Annotated in this window: 16 protein-coding genes; 8 read left to right on the forward strand and 8 right to left on the reverse strand. The window is 64.9% G+C overall.

Translation table 11 applies throughout. The features are described 5' to 3' along the window. Positions 1-53 precede the first annotated feature (53 nt). Positions 54-926 (reverse strand): S-methyl-5'-thioadenosine phosphorylase, encoded by an 873-nt coding sequence (locus ACWNZ3_RS05890; RefSeq protein WP_496901517.1) that lies wholly within the window; start codon positions 924-926, stop codon positions 54-56. A 305-nt stretch (positions 927-1,231) separates the two neighbouring features. On the opposite strand from ACWNZ3_RS05890, the gene ACWNZ3_RS05895 reads away from it, so the two are divergent. Next, positions 1,232-2,893 (forward strand): SulP family inorganic anion transporter, encoded by a 1,662-nt coding sequence (locus tag ACWNZ3_RS05895; protein WP_274576408.1) that lies wholly within the window; start codon positions 1,232-1,234, stop codon positions 2,891-2,893. Positions 2,894-2,947: 54 nt separating this feature from the next. Here the strand turns inward: ACWNZ3_RS05895 and rsgA are convergent, their stop codons facing one another. Next, positions 2,948-4,021 carry a ribosome small subunit-dependent GTPase A gene (rsgA, locus tag ACWNZ3_RS05900; RefSeq protein ID WP_496901518.1) on the reverse strand — a complete coding sequence of 358 codons (1,074 nt, stop codon included), beginning with the start codon at positions 4,019-4,021 and terminating at the stop codon, positions 2,948-2,950. A 229-nt stretch (positions 4,022-4,250) separates the two neighbouring features. Next, a complete protein-coding gene (locus ACWNZ3_RS05905; protein WP_274576405.1) occupies positions 4,251-4,856 on the reverse strand; it encodes a flavin reductase family protein in 606 nt (201 codons plus the stop codon). An 81-nt stretch (positions 4,857-4,937) separates the two neighbouring features. Here ACWNZ3_RS05905 and ACWNZ3_RS05910 point away from each other — a divergent pair, with 81 nt between their 5' ends. Together ACWNZ3_RS05910 and ACWNZ3_RS05915 are read left to right on the forward strand one after the other, a co-directional pair. Next, positions 4,938-5,426: a GNAT family N-acetyltransferase gene (locus tag ACWNZ3_RS05910; protein WP_496901519.1), complete on the forward strand. Its 489-nt coding sequence runs from the start codon at positions 4,938-4,940 to the stop codon at positions 5,424-5,426. Between the two features lie 45 nt (positions 5,427-5,471). Then, positions 5,472-6,239: an EcsC family protein gene (locus ACWNZ3_RS05915; RefSeq protein ID WP_269365172.1), complete on the forward strand. Its 768-nt coding sequence runs from the start codon at positions 5,472-5,474 to the stop codon at positions 6,237-6,239. Positions 6,240-6,241: 2 nt separating this feature from the next. Here the strand turns inward: ACWNZ3_RS05915 and modC are convergent, their stop codons facing one another. From modC to modA, 3 genes are read right to left on the reverse strand one after another with little or no spacing between them, the layout of a single operon-like run. Beyond that, positions 6,242-7,330, reverse strand: coding sequence for a molybdenum ABC transporter ATP-binding protein (gene modC, locus ACWNZ3_RS05920; RefSeq protein ID WP_496901520.1), 1,089 nt, complete (start codon positions 7,328-7,330; stop codon positions 6,242-6,244). Then, a complete protein-coding gene (modB, locus tag ACWNZ3_RS05925; RefSeq protein ID WP_496901521.1) occupies positions 7,327-8,016 on the reverse strand; it encodes a molybdate ABC transporter permease subunit in 690 nt (229 codons plus the stop codon). The genes modC and modB overlap by 4 nt, the downstream gene beginning before the upstream one ends. Beyond that, positions 8,013-8,720, reverse strand: coding sequence for a molybdate ABC transporter substrate-binding protein (gene modA / locus ACWNZ3_RS05930; RefSeq protein WP_496901522.1), 708 nt, complete (start codon positions 8,718-8,720; stop codon positions 8,013-8,015). The genes modB and modA overlap by 4 nt, the downstream gene beginning before the upstream one ends. 185 nt (positions 8,721-8,905) lie before the next feature. On the opposite strand from modA, the gene ACWNZ3_RS05935 reads away from it, so the two are divergent. From ACWNZ3_RS05935 to ptsP, 5 genes are all read left to right on the forward strand, one after another. Continuing rightward, positions 8,906-9,337 (forward strand): NUDIX hydrolase, encoded by a 432-nt coding sequence (locus ACWNZ3_RS05935; protein ID WP_269365188.1) that lies wholly within the window; start codon positions 8,906-8,908, stop codon positions 9,335-9,337. 60 nt (positions 9,338-9,397) lie between these two features. Further along, a complete protein-coding gene (locus ACWNZ3_RS05940; protein ID WP_496901523.1) occupies positions 9,398-9,853 on the forward strand; it encodes a DUF1178 family protein in 456 nt (151 codons plus the stop codon). A 10-nt stretch (positions 9,854-9,863) separates the two neighbouring features. After that, complete coding sequence (locus ACWNZ3_RS05945) at positions 9,864-10,508, forward strand: SDR family NAD(P)-dependent oxidoreductase (RefSeq protein WP_496901524.1); 645 nt, start codon at positions 9,864-9,866, stop codon at positions 10,506-10,508. Positions 10,509-10,678: 170 nt separating this feature from the next. Continuing rightward, positions 10,679-11,917 (forward strand): aspartate kinase, encoded by a 1,239-nt coding sequence (locus tag ACWNZ3_RS05950; protein ID WP_269365160.1) that lies wholly within the window; start codon positions 10,679-10,681, stop codon positions 11,915-11,917. 173 nt (positions 11,918-12,090) lie between these two features. After that, complete coding sequence (gene ptsP, locus ACWNZ3_RS05955; RefSeq protein WP_496901525.1) at positions 12,091-14,337, forward strand: phosphoenolpyruvate--protein phosphotransferase; 2,247 nt, start codon at positions 12,091-12,093, stop codon at positions 14,335-14,337. On the opposite strand, the gene ACWNZ3_RS05960 is transcribed toward ptsP, so the two are convergent. Then, positions 14,338-14,982, reverse strand: a complete 645-nt coding sequence (locus tag ACWNZ3_RS05960) for a GntR family transcriptional regulator (RefSeq protein ID WP_496901526.1) — start codon at positions 14,980-14,982, stop codon at positions 14,338-14,340. Beyond that, positions 14,979-16,337, reverse strand: coding sequence for a formimidoylglutamate deiminase (locus ACWNZ3_RS05965; RefSeq protein WP_496901527.1), 1,359 nt, complete (start codon positions 16,335-16,337; stop codon positions 14,979-14,981). Before ACWNZ3_RS05965 ends, ACWNZ3_RS05960 begins: the two co-directional genes overlap by 4 nt. Positions 16,338-16,351: the final 14 nt, after the last annotated feature.

Consider the following 16,351-nt stretch of genomic DNA (forward strand, 5'->3'; position numbering starts at 1 on the left):
TACACAAGAGCAACATCTGCCGCCCAGGCATACATCCGCGATTGCCGCTCAGCTCACAACATGCGCCCCGCAACCGCGTCCAGTTTTGCCAGCATTTTCGGATCGCGGGCCTCCGGTTGCGTTATCATCGCGAATTCCAGCGCCCGGTCACAGCCATGCGGGCAGGGCGCCCGGTCCGCCCCCAGCAGTCCGGGCAGGCGTCCGACCATGTCACGGGCCTTGCCGGCATTGCCCGTCAGGGTGGCGATGATCCGGGTCACATCCACCTCCCCGTGGTCGGGATGCCAGCTGTCGTAATCGGTGATCATCGCGACGGAGGCATAGCAAAGCTCCGCCTCCCGGGCGAGCTTGGCCTCGGGCATGTTGGTCATGCCGATCACATCCGCGCCCCAGCTTTCGCGGTACATCCTGGATTCCGCCAGCGTGGAGAATTGCGGCCCTTCCATCGCCAGATAGGTGCCGCCGCGATGCACCTTTATGCCACTGTGCCGCGCGGCGGTCTCGCAGGCGTCGCCCAGGCGCGGGCAGGTGGGATGCGCCACGCTGACATGTGCCACGCAACCGGGCCCGAAGAAGGATTTCTCCCGCGCGAAGGTGCGGTCGATGAACTGGTCCACGATCACGAAATCACCCGGCGCCATTTCCTCGCGGAAGGAGCCCACGGCAGATACGCTGATGACATCCGTACAGCCCAGCCGCTTGAGCGCGTCGATATTGGCGCGGTAGGGCACGGAGCTTGGCGTATGCACATGCCCCCGACCGTGACGCGGCAGGAAGGCCATCGACACGCCGTCCAGCCTGCCGGTCAGGATCGCGTCCGACGGCGCGCCCCAGGGGGTCTCCACCTGCGTCCATTCCGCCCCTTCCAACCCGTCGATGTCGTAAATGCCGGAGCCGCCGATCACGGCGATCTTGGTGGAAGTCATATGGGCCTCATCCTGCTCGGTTCTGGTCGGTTCGGGCCGAGTTTGCATGGATGTGCAGGCGGGGGAAAGCCCGAAAACAGGTCCGTTCACGCACCGGTTATCACCTGTGCCAAGCACCTGAGCCAACCGGTTGAACCTGTCCGATCCCCCCGATACCGCCCGAACGGGGAGGTACCGCGTCATCAACGCAGGGAATTTGCGCGGTCCTGCGGGTTTCATTCCGCGGCAAAGCTTGTTAGGAGCCGCGCGAGCGGCGTGCCGTTTGTCCATTGCCCCAAAGTTAATCCAAGACAGGATGCCAGCCCATGGTGCGCACCACCTTTCGCAGCTTCACCAAGAATCTCGACGTCACCGATCTGCGCTGGATGCCGGGCGAACGGTTCTCTGCCGGGCGTCTGCGGATCGAACTTCTGTCCGGCCTGACCGTCGCACTGGCCCTGGTGCCGGAGGCGGTGGCCTTTGCCTTTGTCGCGGGGGTGCATCCGCTGGTGGGGCTTTACGCCGCTTTCCTCGTGGGGCTGATCACCGCCCTGATCGGCGGGCGGCCCGGCATGATCTCGGGCGCAACCGGTGCGCTGGCCGTGGTCATGGTGGCGCTGGTGGCCCAGCACGGGGTGGAATATCTCTTTGCCACCGTGGTGCTGATGGGGCTGATCCAGATTTTCGCAGGCGTCATGCAATGGGGCAAGTTCATCCGCCTGGTGCCGCATCCGGTGATGCTGGGCTTTGTCAACGGGCTGGCCATCGTCATTTTCCTGGCGCAGATGAGCCAGTTCAAGGTGCCGGGCACGATGGTGGACACGGGCCACGGCATGGGCGGTGGCGAATGGCTGTCAGGCCAGCCGCTGTACCTGATGCTGGCGCTGGTGGCGGCGACAATGGCGATCATCTGGGTCACGCCGCGCGTGACCAGGCTGATCCCGGCACCGCTGGCGGGGATTGGCGTTATCGCGGTGGTGGTCATCGCGACCGGCATGAACGTGCCGCGCGTGGGCGATCTGGCCTCGATCGAGGGGGGCTTCCCGTCGTTCCATCTGCCCTTTGGCGAGGGGATTGGCCTTTACGGCACGGCGCTGGCGCCGATGACGCTTGAAACGCTTTATATCATCGCACCCTACGCGGTGATCCTGGCGGCCATCGGGTTGATCGAGAGCCTGCTGACGCTGAACCTTGTGGGCGACATGACAGGCACGCGGGGCGGGGCGAGCCAGGAGTGCATCGCACAGGGCGTGGCGAACACGGTCACCGGTTTCTTCGGCGGCATGGGCGGCTGCGCCATGATCGGCCAGTCGATGATCAACGTGAAATCGGGCGGGCGCACGCGCGTTGCGGGCATTGCTGCCGCTGTCTTCCTGCTGCTCTTTATCCTTGTCGGCTCGTCTTTGATCGAACAGATCCCGCTGGCGGCTCTGGTGGGTGTGATGTTCATGGTGGTGATCGGAACTTTTGCCTGGAATTCCCTGACCATCCTGCGCAAGGTGCCCCTGACGGATGCCTTCGTGATCCTGCTGGTGACGGTGGTCACGGTCTACAAGGACCTTGCGGTTGCGGTGGTTGTCGGCGTGATCGTCTCGGCGCTGGCCTATGCCTGGAACAACGCCCGCCGCATCCATGCCAAGAAATACGAGACACCGGAAGGTGCCAAGGTCTATCAGGTGCAGGGCCCGCTGTTCTTTGGCTCTGCCGAGGGGTTTTCCGAGCTTTTCGACGTGGCGAACGACCCCTCCCGCGTGATCGTGGATTTCGCCGACAGCCGCGTGGTGGATCAATCCGCCCTTCAGGCGATCGAGGCGATGGCCGCGAAATACGAGGCGGCGGGCAAGGTGCTGGAACTGCGCCACCTCAGCCGCGACTGCCACCGCCTGCTGACCAAGGCCGGGCACCTTGTGGTGGACAGCGACGATGACCCCGAATACCAGCTTGCGGTCAATTACCAGGTCCGCACCGGAATCCTGGGCGGGCACTGAGCCGTCACCGGGCGGGCGCGGACGAAAGATACCCGATCTTCCGTCCGCCACCGGCTACTTGCGGTTGTCTTTCACAATGCCCCGCACCATCTTGCCAAAGGCGCGGTCCTTGGCCCGCCGTTGTGCCAGCGTGGCCGAATTGAACGCCTCTTCCGCCAGCAGCTTGCGCCAGCGCGCCAGCCGGTCGCTGTCGATCTCTCCGGTCTCCAGTCCGGCACGCACGGCACAGCCCGGTTCCGTATCATGCGCGCAATCGTTGAACTTGCAGGAGGCCGCCAGCGTCGCCAGATCGGCAAAGGTTTCCTCCAGCCCGGCCGAGGCATCGGTCAGCTGCAGCTCGCGCATGCCCGGCGTATCCAGCACGGCACAGCCTGCGCCGGTGATGTGCAGCTGCCGGTGCGAGGTGGTATGCCGCCCCCGCGCGTCGTCCTCGCGAATGCCCTGCGTGGCCGCCTGTGCCGTCTCCGACAGGGCGTTGGTGAGTGTGGATTTCCCCACGCCGGACGAGCCAAGGAAGGCCACGGTCTGTCCCGGTTTGCACCAGGGCGCCAGCGTGCCGCGCGCCTCATCGCCCCGCGCATCCAGCGACAGGACAGTGATCCGGTCGGAAATGCTGCGCGCATCGGCAAGATAGGGGGCCGGATCGTCGCTCAGGTCTGCCTTTGTCAGCAGGATCACCGGCGTGATCTGCGTCTCCATCGCCAGGGCCACATAGCGTTCCAGCCGGGCCAGATTGAAATCGGCGTTGCAGGAGGTGACGATGAATGCCGTGTCGATATTGGCCCCGATCAGCTGCTCTTTGCGGTCATGCCCAGCCGCACGCCTTTTGATCAGGCTCTTGCGGTCCAGCACCCGGCTGCGCTGCGGATGATCGGCGTCGAATAGCAGCCAGTCGCCCACGGTCGCCTCCGGCCCCGGCGGGATCTCGGTGGCAATGCCGTCACCCAGGACGCGAAGGCCGGAACGCTGGACTTCCACCACCCGGCAGGGCGGCGTCGCGGCCATTTCGTCGACATCGGTTTGCTGCGCAAAGAAGTTTTGCCAGCCCAACCGGCTGAGGATGGAGAGTTCTTGTCGCGGAAGGCCGGATTTGTTCGGGCCGAGAAATTGGGAATAGTCCCGTGTCATCACTGTGATCTTTCATGTCGTACCGGCCATTGCCGGTTGGTAAGTTCTGGTGTTCCAGGCACATCTGAAGCGTCCCGCGCTGCTGCGCAGGACCCGCTGGTCAGGGTGTGCATCGGGGTGGCGCGCTGCCGCCCCACATTACCGGGACATGAAACCTCCATTCTGGCTGGAGACAGGATAGGCGCGATCCGCAGCGCGATCAAGCGCGCTGGGATCGCATCGGGCGGCCTCAATCGTCCGGACGGGCCAGTTCGAACACCTCGCGCACGGCGGTGTATTCGCGGTATCCCATCCGGCTGAGCGGGATATAGGTCGCGCTTTCGAATTTGCCGTCCACCAGGCAGTCGTCACGCAGGTGGATGCCGGTGACCTCGCCCAGCACGACGAAGTTGTTCTTGCCCACCAGCGGAACGATCTGCGTCAGGCGACATTCAAGTGCTGCGGGGGCATTGGCCACGCGGGGGCAGTCGATTGTCTTGCATTCGGTCTTTTCGATGCCCGCATGGGCAAATTCGTCCACATTGCGCGGCAGCATCTCCGAGGAAGCGTTCATCGCATCGCGGTCGGCCAGGCCGACGACATTGACGCAGAACACACCGGTTTCGCGAATATTGGCCACGTTGTCCTTGGTATCGCCGGCGTCCTCTTTTGTCCCGGTCGAGGAGAACATCACCTGGGGCGGAACATAGGCCGCGCCGTTGAAGAAGGAATAGGGTGCCAGGTTGTCGTGTCCGTCCTTGCCCCTGGTCGAGATCCAGCCGATGGGCCGTGGCGTGATAAGGGCGTTGAACGGGTTGTGTGGCAGGCCGTGGCCGTCTTCGGGGCGGTAGAACATCAGGTACTCCATGATCGTTTGCCCCCATGGCTATCCGCATGTTAGGGGCTTTGCCACCGCAAACCTAGAACGGCCGCCCACTTGTACCAGTTCAGACCCGAAACACCGGACGACCATTGGGAGGTCGAAGCACTTTATGACACCTGTTTCGCGCCGGGGCGCGAGGCACTGTCCTCCTATCGCCTGCGCGATGGTGTCCGCCCGGTGCCGGGCCTCAGCCGGGTGGCGCGGGATGAAGCTGGCATTCTGGCCGGGGCGATCCGTTATTGGCCGGTGCATGTCGGCACATTCGACGCGCTCTTGCTGGGTCCCGTTGCGGTGCACCCGACCCGGCAGGGCGAAGGGCTGGGGCGTGACCTGATCGAGGACAGCCTGTCGCTGGCCGCGCCGCTGGGCTGGGACCGCGTGATGCTGGTCGGCGATGCGCCCTATTACGGGCGGTTCGGCTTTGTGCGGCTGGACGATGTGGTGATGCCGCCGCCGACAAACCCCGACCGCGTGCTGGGCCGGGCGCTTGTTCCCGGTGCCTGGGACGGGGTCCGGGGCAATGTCACCCGCTGGGTGGATTGAAAAGCAGGCCGGCCTGACCCACATTGAGGGGATGGAGGACCGCGCATGGACATCAAGACCAACCTGCCTGCCACGATAGATGTTGATGCTGAACTTGACCGTCTGGCAAAACGCTATCGCGCCGCCAACGGGCTGGGGATGAATGTGCTCAACCTGATTGGTGGCAGTGCGGAGAATTTGCTGGACCGGCTGCCAAAGGCGCTGCGCACCAACCTTGAACGTGCAACGCTCAGCGCCCTGCAACAGGCGATGAAGGCGGCCCATTCCAGCCGCAGCGTCGTGCCGGATCAGAAAAGCTGGCTCAACCAGGCGGTTTCTGCCGCGATGGGGGCGGCAGGCGGTGCGGGCGGTTTGCCCACGGCACTGGCCGAATTGCCGGTCACCACGACGCTGCTGCTGCGGGTGATCCAGGGGGTTGCTGTCGAACACGGCTTTGACCCCGGCGCGGAGAATGTGCAGTTCGATTGCGTGCAGGTCTTTGCCGCCGCCGGGCCCTTGTCGGGGGATGACGGGGCCGATCTGGGATTTCTTGCCGCCCGGATGACGCTCACGGGCAAGGCGGTGCAGGCGGTGGTCCACCGTGTCGCGCCAAAGCTTGCGATTGTCATGGGGCAGAAACTGGCCGCCCAGACCGTGCCGGTGCTGGGCGCGGTGGCAGGGGCAGCGACGAATTACGCCTATACCAGCTATTACCAGGAAATTGCCCATGTGCATTTCGGGCTGCGCAAACTTGCCATTGACGCCGATGTCCCCCATGCCGAACTGCTCAAGGGGCTGGAAGCGCGCATGGCACGCACGCCGGTCAAGACCTGAGCCTAACGCCCGATGCTGCCCGGTGCCACGGTGGTGGCTTTCAGGATGGCATGGCAGGACATGCCGGGCACCAGTTCCATTTCCCGCACGGCGCGGGCGGTGACGCGGGCCAGCAAGCGGTCGCGCCCCGCGCGCAGCCCGATGGCGGCTCCCGGCCCGTCGCCGGGATGCACGCTGTCGATCACCACCGGCAGGACATTGACCGAAGACAGCCCTTCGGGCCGTTCCCGCGACAGGATGACATCCTGCGCCAGCACCCGCAGCCGCACCCTCGCGCCAACGGCGGCCTGCACGCCGGGCAGTTCCAGCACGCCAGCGTCGATCCGCAGCGTCGACAGGCCATCCTCGGCATGGGCCGTGATCTCGGCCTCGATGACCGCCCCCGCTTCGCGGACCCCAAGCAGCGGCACCGCGGCGGGGTCGGCCATGACGTCATAAAGCGGACCCTGGGCGCGCACCTGTCCGTCCTGCAGCAACACAAGCGTATCGGCCAGCCGCGCGACCTCGTCCACCGCATGGCTGACATAGAGGATCGGCAGCTTCAGCGGCCCGTCACGCAGCCGTTCCAGATAGGGCAGGATCTCTTGCTTGCGTGGCCCGTCCAGGCTGGCCAGCGGTTCATCCATCAGCAACATGCGCGGATGGCTGAGCAGGGCACGCCCCAGCGCCACGCGCTGTTTCTCGCCCCCCGACAGGGTCGCGGGGGCGCGGTGCAGCAGGTCGGACAGGCCCAGAAGGGCGACCACATCGTCAAATCCCGCACCGGTCGCACCGGCGGGGCGGAACCGCGCCCCGAACATCAGGTTTGCGCGTGCGTCCATATGCGGAAACAGCCGCGCATCCTGGAACACCACGCCAAGCCGCCGCGCGGCAGGCGGCACAAAAAGCCCGGTTTGCGCATCGAAAAGACGTGTGCCGCCGATGGCCACATGGCCCGCATCGGGCCGCAACAGCCCCGCGACGGCATTGATGACAGTGCTCTTGCCCGCGCCGGAACGGCCAAAGAGGGCGGTGATCCCCGGACCGGCCTTGCAGGCCACATCCAGCGTGAAATCGGCAAATCGGTGCCGGATGTGCAGATCAAGCGTCATGTGCCCGCGATCCTTGCCGCCACCCGGCGCGCCAGCGCTTCGGACAGGACCACGGCCCCCAGCGCCACGACGCAGGCCATGATCACCATCGCGACCGCCTGGCTTTCACCCCCCGGGATCTGCAGGGCGGACCAGATCGCGCTGGGCAGGGTCTGGGTCTGGCCCGGGATATTCGCGACAAAGGTGATCGTGGCGCCGAACTCGCCCATCGCCTTGGCAAAGCCCATCACCGAACCGGCCAGGATTCCCGGCAGAATCAGCGGCAGGGTGACACGGGCAAAGATCGCATGGCGCGGTGCGCCCAATGTGGCAGCGGCCTGCTCCAGCTTTGGGTCCACCGCCTCGATCGCAAGGCGCATGGCGCGCACCATCAGCGGAAACCCCATGACGATGGCCGCCAGCACCGCGCCGGTCCAGTGAAAGGCCAGCCTCAGCCCCAGCGATTCCAGCAGTTGGCCCAGCGGGCCGGTGCGGCCAAAGGCCATCAGCAGCAGGTACCCCGTGACCACCGGCGGCAAGACCAGCGGCAGATGCACAAGCGCGTTCAGCGCGGATTTGCCCCAGAAGTCACGCCGCGCCAGCAGCCATGCCACCCAGAGCGCCAGCGGCATGGCCAGAACCGTGGCCCAGCAACCCACCCAGAGCGACAGGCGCAGGGCCTCCCATGCGGCGGCATCCAGGTTCACGGCGCGCGAAACCCGTGCCGGGCAAAGACTGCGCCCCCCTGCGGGCTGACCAGCAGGTCGAGAAAGGGCGCGCCTGCCGCGTTCAGCGCCGCCGCCGGATAAAGGATCGGACCGGTAAGCTGCGCGGGCACCTCGTAAAGCACCGATACTCCGGATTCCGCCGCCGCATCCGTGGCATAGACGATGCCCAGCGGTGTTTCGCCCCTTGCCACCAGTGCCAGGGCCGCACGTACATTGTCGGTTTCAGCCAGATGGGTGCTGAGATCATCCCATAAACCCGCTGCACGCAGCCAGCTCTGGGCATAGGCGCCGGCCGGGACCGCGTCGCGCTGACCCATGGCCAGCCGGTTGCCCTGCAATCGCGCGGCAAGGTCTTCGGGGCCGTCAAGCGGGGCGGCTCCGGCCGGGCCGATCACCACCAGGGCATTGCGGGCCACGATGGCGGGATTGATCGCAGCCGCGACGCCTTGTTCCGCCAGCCAGTCCATCCAGAGCGGGCTGGCCAGCATGATCACATCCGCCGGCGCCCCCGCCGCGACCTGCCGCGCCATGGTGCCGGAGCCGCCGAAAGACAGGATCACCTCGTCCTGTGACAGCGCTGCGACATCTTCCAGCACACCGCGCAGGGAGGCGGCGGCAAAGACTGTGATTCGCTCCGCCAGCGCAGGGCCGGAGAACAGCAGAAACAGACAGAGAAGAGGCATCAGGCGGATCATCAGGCGCACTATCGACGAAGGGTCGGGGGCGCACAAGTCCTGCCCATTGGTGGTGGCCTTTGCCGGATGATTGCTTATACTTGGATGGCAGGCAGGATGTATTGGCAGGATCCGTGAAAGAGTTGAAGATCAAGCAACTCCCGATTTCGCTCTATGGTGCGCGAAAGGATGAGATGCGGACCCAGTTCGCGGCGCTTTGTTATCGCATCCGGCGTGGCAAGGTGCAGGTTTTGCTGGTCACGTCGCGCGGCTCAAAGCGCTGGATCGTGCCGAAAGGCTGGCCCATGGATGCAAAGACACCTGCCGCCTCTGCCCTGCAGGAAGCCTGGGAGGAAGCGGGGGTTACGGGCCGGGCCGATGACCGCTGCCTGGGCGTCTTTACCTATGCCAAGGAGGTCGGACAGATCAGCGATGTGCCCTGCCTTGCCATGCTCTTTCCGGTCGCTGTGAAATCGCTGTCCAAGCAGTTTCCCGAAAGCGACCAGCGCCGCCGCACCTGGGTCTCGCGCAAGAAGGCGGCGCGCATGGTATCGGAGCCGGAACTGGCCCGGCTGATTCTGGATTTCGACCCGCGCCTGGTGTCGGGGTCCAAAGATGTTTCTTGACGCGCCTGTGGCGCGCACCCATTTCAATAGAAACAGGATATCAGGAGACGACCTGCGGCCATGATCAGCTACACCCTCAAATGCAAGGCGGGCCACAGCTTTGACAGCTGGTTCCAGTCGGCTGCGGCATTCGAAAAGCTGGTGGCAGCGCGTCAGGTGACCTGCGTGGAATGCGGATCGCATGAGGTGAGCAAGGCGGTGATGGCGCCGCGCCTGTCGAAACGGCCGCAAACATCTGAAACGGACCAGCTGGCGCCGGAGGCGGATGACACGCCGATGCTGAGCGTGCCGAGCACCGAAGTGCAGCAGGCGCTGGCGGAACTGCGCCGCAAGGTGGAGGCGAATTCGGACTATGTCGGGGAGCGGTTCACCCAGGAGGCGCGGGCAATGCATCTGGGCGAAAAGCCGACGCGTTCGATCTATGGGGAGGCGCGGCTGGACCAGGCCCGCAGCCTGATCGAAGACGGTGTGCCGCTGATGCCGCTGCCGTTCCGACCGAAACAGAAGCTCAGCTGAGAGGCGTCTCATGACAATTCTGATTACCGGTGCCAGCCGGGGCATCGGCGCAGGCCTGGCCGCGCATTACCGGGCAGAGGGTCAAGAGGTGATCGGCACCGGCCGGTCGGTCACGGCGCAGATCCAGCTGGATGTCACCCGCCCGCAAAGCCATGCGGCCATGGCGCAGGCCCTGGGCGAGACGGCGATTGATCTGCTGGTCTGCAATGCGGGTGTCTATCTGGACAAGGGGGCCGATCTGGATACCGGCTATGGCGCCGATCTCTGGGCGCAGAGCTTTGCCACCAATGTGACCGGTGTCTTTCTGACGGTTCAGGCGCTGTTGCCGCATCTGCGCCGGGCGGAGGGGGCCAAACTGGCGATCATCGCCTCGCAGATGGGCTCCACCACCCGCGCACCGGGGGGCAGCTATATCTACCGCGCCTCCAAGGCGGCGGCGCTGAACCTGGGGCGCAACCTGGCAACGGATCTTGCGCGAGAGGGGATTGCGGTGGGCATCTATCATCCCGGCTGGGTGCAGACCGACATGGGCGGTGCGGCAGCCGAGATCACCACGCAGGATGCGGTGCGCGGGTTGGCCGCGCGTTTTGCCGCGCTCAGCCTTGAGACAACCGGATGTTTCGAGACATGGGACGGCCGCGCCCACGCCTACTGATGGGAAAATGAGCGGCTGCGCCGCATTAGATTGATGAATTTGGGTTCCCCAAATTGCTGCGAGGCGCTGCCTCGCGCTCCGGTGCATTTTTGGAACAATGAAAGGGGCGCAGGCTTGCAGTGGGCTGCGCTTGCGCGTAAACCCCGCCGGGATTGAAAGGCGGGGGTGATATGCCTGTTTTGGTGATGAAATTCGGCGGTACGTCGGTGGCGACCCTCGACCGGATCAGACGCGCGGCCAAGCGTGTGGGCGTGGAAGTGGCCAAGGGCTATGACGTGATCGTCATCGTTTCGGCCATGTCGGGCAAGACCAACGAGCTGGTCGGCTGGGTGAACGAGACGTCGCCGCTTTATGATGCGCGTGAATATGATGCGGTTGTGTCCAGCGGCGAGAATGTCACCGCAGGTCTGATGGCGCTGACCTTGCAGGAGATGGACGTCCCGGCGCGGTCCTGGCAGGGCTGGCAGGTGCCGGTGCGCACCACCTCGGCCCATTCCGCCGCGCGGATCGAGGAGATCCCGCCTGCGAATATCCGCGCCAAATTTGCCGAAGGCATGAGGGTTGCCGTGGTGGCCGGTTTCCAGGGGGTCAGCCCGGAGGGCCGGATCACCACGCTGGGCCGGGGCGGCTCTGACACCACCGCCGTCGCATTTGCCGCCGCATTCGAAGCGGAGCGCTGTGACATCTATACGGATGTTGACGGGGTCTATACCACTGATCCGCGGGTGTCCTCCAAGGCGCGCAAGCTGGACCGCATCGCTTTCGAGGAGATGCTGGAACTGGCCAGTCTTGGGGCCAAGGTCCTGCAGACCCGGTCGGTGGAACTGGCCATGCGCTACAAGGTCAAGCTGCGGGTCCTGTCGAGTTTCGAGGAACAATCCGACGATGCGGGAACGCTCGTTTGCGATGAGGAGGAAATCATGGAAAGCAATGTGGTCGCAGGGGTCGCGTTTTCGCGCGATGAGGCAAAGATGACGATGGTCTCGGTCGCGGACCGTCCCGGCATCGCCGCCACGATCTTTACCGCGCTGAGCGATGCGGGGGTCAACGTGGACATGATCGTGCAGAACATCGCGGAAGAGGGGCGCACGGATATGACATGGTCCTGCCCGGTGGATCAGGTCAAACGTGCCGAGCGTGCCATTGCCGGCGCCAAGGAAAGTGGCGTGATCAACTTTCAGGAGCTGATCGCGGATGAGGATGTGGCGAAGGTATCTGTCGTGGGCATCGGCATGCGCAGCCACACCGGGGTGGCGGCCAAGATGTTCCAGGTGCTGCGCGACGAGGGGATCAACATCAAGGTGATCACCACCTCCGAGATCAAGATCTCGGTGCTGATCGACCGCAAGTACATGGAACTGGCGGTTCAGGCGCTGCATGATGCCTTTGAGCTGGACAAGGCGGCCTGAGCCTTTGGGCATGTTCATCACGGCAGCCTGAGCGCGTGCCGTGAAATTGGGCAGCCATGGCGCGCGCGCGGCTGTGACCGCGCTGTCGATACACGCTGAGGTGGACAGTCAGGCACTTTCCGTTTTCTGTGGACTATGCTCTAAGCCGGAACAGCAAAGGGGGGCGTGTCAGCATGGCAGAGCGTTTTGAAAGCGAAAGCCGCAAGCTGCTGGGGCGTCTGCGCGACGCCATGGCATCCGATGATGCGGGCCAGGCGCGTCTGAACAAGATCACCCATCTGATTGCCACCTCCATGGGCTGCGAAGTCTGTTCCATCTACCTGTTCCGGGATGAGGAAACCCTTGAGCTTTGCGCGACAGAGGGGCTCAAGGCGGAGGCGGTGCACGAGACCCGGATGCGGATGGGCGAGGGGCTTGTCGGCCGTGTGGCCAAGCGCAAGCAGGTGATCAACACGCCGGATGCGCCACAGGCGCCGGGTTTCCGTTTCATGCCGGAGACGGGTGAGGAAATCTATTCCAGCTTCCTCGGCGTGCCGATTCAGCGGCTGGGGGAGACCCTTGGCGTTCTGGTGGCGCAGTCCAAGCAGGCGCGGGAGTTTTCGGCCGACGAAGTCTATGCGCTGGAAGTGGTTGCCATGGTGCTGGCCGAGATGACCGAGCTTGGCGCTTTCGTGGGCGAGGGGGCGGCAATGTCTGCCCGTCACTCCCAGCCGGTGCTGCTGCGCGGTACGGTGGGGCAGGAAGGCGTGGCCGAGGGCCATGTCTGGCTGCATGAACCGCGCGTGGTGGTCTCCAACCCGATCGCGGACGACCCGGTGCTGGAAGAAAAACGCCTGATTGATGCCGTGGACCAGCTGCGCGTCGGTGTGGACCAGATGCTGGCCATGGCAGGGGGCGACAAGGACCAGACCCAGGTGCTGGAAGCCTACCGCATGTTTGCCAATTCCAAGGGCTGGATGCGGCGGATGTGCGAAGACATCCAGAGCGGGCTATCCGCCGAAGCGGCGGTGGAAAAGGAACAATCGCTGGCGCGCTCCCGCATGGGGCAGGCCACGGATGGCTATCTGCGCGAGCGGCTGAGCGATCTGGATGACCTGTCCAACCGGCTGCTGCGCATCCTGACCGGGCAGGGCCATGACACCGGGGCGGAACTGCCTGCGGACCCGATCCTGGTCGCGCGGAACATCGGCCCGGCGGAATTGCTGGAATATGGCCGCTCGCTGCGCGGGATCGTGCTGGAGAATGGCTCTGTCGGGTCACATGCGGCGATTGTCGCGCGGGCGCTGGCGATTCCGCTGGTGGTGCATGCCGGCCGGATCACCAATGATGCGCTGAACGGCGATCACATCATGGTGGATGGCGAGCAGGGCGTCGTGCACCTGCGGCCCGATGAAAGCGTGGCTTCGGCGTTTCGCGACAAGATTGCGATGCAGGCGGCGGCGCAGGAAAGATATGCCTCGATCCTGGACCTGCCCGCGCAGGCGAAATGCGGTGCCGTGGTGTCGCTGCACATGAACGCGGGGCTGATGGCGGATCTGCCCTCGCTCACCTCTTCGGGGGCTGAGGGGGTGGGGCTGTTCCGCACCGAACTGCAGTTTCTTGTGCGCAACCAGATGCCCAAGCGGATGGAACTTGCGGCTCTCTATTCACGGGTGCTGGACGCGGCCCATGGCAAGCGGGTGGTGTTCCGGACCCTCGATATCGGGTCGGACAAGGTGCTGCCCTATATGAAGCCCAATGATGAGCCGAACCCGGCGCTGGGCTGGCGCGCGATCCGGGTTGGTCTGGACAAGCCGGGTGTGATGCGGATGCAGCTGCAGGCGCTGATCCGCGCGGCGAACGGGCGGCCTTTGACGGTGATGTTTCCCTTTGTCGCGCAGTTCGAGGAATTCCGTGCCGCCCGTGCCGAGATGGACAAGACATTGGCGCGCGAGGAACGGCTGGGCCATGTGCTGCCCTCCAAGATCGAAGTGGGCGCGATGCTGGAAACCCCCAGCCTTGCCTTTGCGCCGAAGCAATTCTTTGAAGAGGTGGAGTTTCTGTCGATTGGCGGCAATGACCTCAAGCAGTTCTTCTTTGCCGCTGACCGGGAGAACGAGCGCGTGCGCCGTCGTTATGACACGCTGAACCTGAGCTTTCTGAATTTCCTGGAAGGCATTGTTGAACGGTGCCGGGAAACCGGGACAGATGTGTCATTCTGCGGCGAGGATGCGGGGCGGCCTGTGGAAGCGGTATGTTTCGCGGCCATCGGGTTGCGGTCGCTCTCCATGCGGCCAGCTTCCATCGGCCCGGTCAAAAGCCTGCTGCGGCGCTGCAATCTGGATGAGGTGCGTGCGATCATAGAAAAGGCGCGCGATCAGGGGGATATGTCGGTGCGTCCGGCAGTGATGGAATACCTGCGCGCCCAGCATTCGGCGTGATCAGATCTGCAACCTGACGACATGGCCCGGCGCATGGGCCAGCCTGACCCGGGTGATCCGGCCCGCCTCGCTGAAGGTTTCGCGGTAGAGGACCAAGAGCGGCGTGGCTTCCTCGCATTCCAGATGGCGGGCGTCGAAAGCCGTCGCGCCCTCTGACATGTAGGACATGTTGCCATGGTCGAAGGGGGCGTTCTGGACCAGCCATTCGTTTGCGGAAAGAATGGTGAAATCGGCAGAGCCCGCCGCCGGTATATGGGTCAGGTCAATCTCGCGGTCTTCGATGCCATAGGGGGCGCCATCGGCCTGGTGCAGGGTCTGCAGGCTGAGCAGGGAGCCCGCAACCTTCCGCATTAGCAGGCGGTGGCCATAGGTTTTTCCCAGCGCCTCGACCTCCTTGCGCAGGACCGCGACGGACATTTGCGCCCGTCTCAGCGGCGACAGCGCGACCCTGGTGCCGGCACGCCTGCGGCGTTCCAGCCAGCCGTCATCGGCCAGCGCCTGAAGCGCCCGGTTGACCGTGGCGCGGGCGCAGCCGAATTCTCGGGCCAGGGCGACCTCACCGGGGATCAGCCCGCCGGGGGGCCATTCGCGGTTCTGGATGCGGCGCAGGACTTCGGCCTGTACCTCTTGCCAGCCGGTGCTCACATCGCGTCCTCAAGCCGCCGCAGGGTGGCGCGGTAGGCTGCGGTGATCGCATCGCGGGCGACATGGGTGCCGTCCCGGACCACATGGCGCCCGGCGGCCCAGACATCGCTGACGGCGGCGTCGGTGCCTGCGAAAATCCAGGTGTCCAGAAGCTGATCGCCCCTGCGGCCGATGAAATCCGTGGCGTCACCGCCAAGCGCCACAAGATCGGCCCAGTGCCCCGGCGCAATCCGGCCTGCATCGCGCCCGGCGGCCTGCGCCCCGCCCGCACAGGCCATGTCGTAAAGGACGCGCCCGGTGGATTGGTCCGGCGTTGCCAGAACCGCGCGGTTCTGCGTCACAAGGCGTTGCGAATATTCCAGCGTCCGCAGCTCCTCTTTCAATGAAATCAGGATGTTGCTGTCCGATCCGATGCCAAGGGTGCCGCCCGCGTCGGCCCATTCGACGGCGTTGAAGATACCGTCCCCCAGTGAGCTTTCCGTGAGCGGGCAAAGCCCGGCGACAGCACCCGATTGCGCAAGGCCGCGGGTCTCGGTTCTGGTCATCTGGGTGCAGTGGATCAGACACCAGCGCGGCCCGAGGTCGAGGTGATCAAGCGCCCAGGTCACCGGGCGCGCGCCATAGGCGGCTTTGACCTCCTCCACCTCGGCCTTCTGTTCGGCCAGGTGCATGTGCAGCGGCCCCTTGTACTGCTGCAGATGGCGCAGCGCATCGGGTGTCACGGCCCGCAGGGAATGCGGTGCCACGCCCAGCCGCGCATCCTCGGCGAGTGCTGCCACCGCCTGTTCCGCCCCCCCCATGATCTGCATGTAGCCGTCCATGTCATTGCCGAACCGCACCTGACCGGGTGCCAGCGCCCGGCCATCGACACCGCCCTGCATGTACATCACCGGCAGCAGCGTCAGGCCGATTCCGGTCTGGTCGGCGGCGGCGCAGATGCGTTGGGCCATCTCGGCGCGGGCATCATAGGGGCGGCCACCGGGCTGGTGATGCAGGTAGTGAAATTCAGCCACGGCGGCGAAACCGGCCTCCAGCATCTCCATCTGCACCTGCGCGGTGATTGCCTGCACGTCGTCCGGTGTCAGCTTGTCGAGGAAGCGGAACATCAGCTGCCGCCAGGTCCAGAAACTGTCCGTCTTCTCCGCGCCGCGCTGTTCGGTCAGCCCTGCCATGGCCCGCTGGAAGGCGTGACTGTGCAGGTTTGTGGGGGCGGGCAACAGGATGTCGACGCTTGAGCGGGCCTCCTGCTGAACCCCGGTGACAAGGTCGGTAATGCGCCCGCCCTCAAGGTAGAGCGTCACATTGCTGGCCCAGCCATCGGGCAAAAGCGCCGTTTTCGCAAAGATGCTGTTCATGGTCTGCCCTCTTG

The organism is Sulfitobacter sp. IGS-18, assembly GCF_059628195.1.

What these genes read in the sequence shown, in the direction of transcription:
- ACWNZ3_RS05890 (WP_496901517.1), bottom strand. Translation starts at nt 926, where the DNA reads ATGACTTCCACCAAGATCGCCGTGATCGGCGGCTCCGGCATTTACGAC.
- ACWNZ3_RS05895 (WP_274576408.1), top strand. Translation starts at nt 1,232, where the DNA reads ATGGTGCGCACCACCTTTCGCAGCTTCACCAAGAATCTCGACGTCACC.
- rsgA (WP_496901518.1), bottom strand. Translation starts at nt 4,021, where the DNA reads ATGACACGGGACTATTCCCAATTTCTCGGCCCGAACAAATCCGGCCTT.
- ACWNZ3_RS05905 (WP_274576405.1), bottom strand. Translation starts at nt 4,856, where the DNA reads ATGTTCTACCGCCCCGAAGACGGCCACGGCCTGCCACACAACCCGTTC.
- ACWNZ3_RS05915 (WP_269365172.1), top strand. Translation starts at nt 5,472, where the DNA reads ATGGACATCAAGACCAACCTGCCTGCCACGATAGATGTTGATGCTGAA.
- modC (WP_496901520.1), bottom strand. Translation starts at nt 7,330, where the DNA reads ATGACGCTTGATCTGCACATCCGGCACCGATTTGCCGATTTCACGCTG.
- modA (WP_496901522.1), bottom strand. Translation starts at nt 8,720, where the DNA reads ATGCCTCTTCTCTGTCTGTTTCTGCTGTTCTCCGGCCCTGCGCTGGCG.
- ACWNZ3_RS05935 (WP_269365188.1), top strand. Translation starts at nt 8,906, where the DNA reads ATGCGGACCCAGTTCGCGGCGCTTTGTTATCGCATCCGGCGTGGCAAG.
- ACWNZ3_RS05940 (WP_496901523.1), top strand. Translation starts at nt 9,398, where the DNA reads ATGATCAGCTACACCCTCAAATGCAAGGCGGGCCACAGCTTTGACAGC.
- ACWNZ3_RS05945 (WP_496901524.1), top strand. Translation starts at nt 9,864, where the DNA reads ATGACAATTCTGATTACCGGTGCCAGCCGGGGCATCGGCGCAGGCCTG.
- ACWNZ3_RS05950 (WP_269365160.1), top strand. Translation starts at nt 10,679, where the DNA reads ATGCCTGTTTTGGTGATGAAATTCGGCGGTACGTCGGTGGCGACCCTC.
- ptsP (WP_496901525.1), top strand. Translation starts at nt 12,091, where the DNA reads ATGGCAGAGCGTTTTGAAAGCGAAAGCCGCAAGCTGCTGGGGCGTCTG.
- ACWNZ3_RS05965 (WP_496901527.1), bottom strand. Translation starts at nt 16,337, where the DNA reads ATGAACAGCATCTTTGCGAAAACGGCGCTTTTGCCCGATGGCTGGGCC.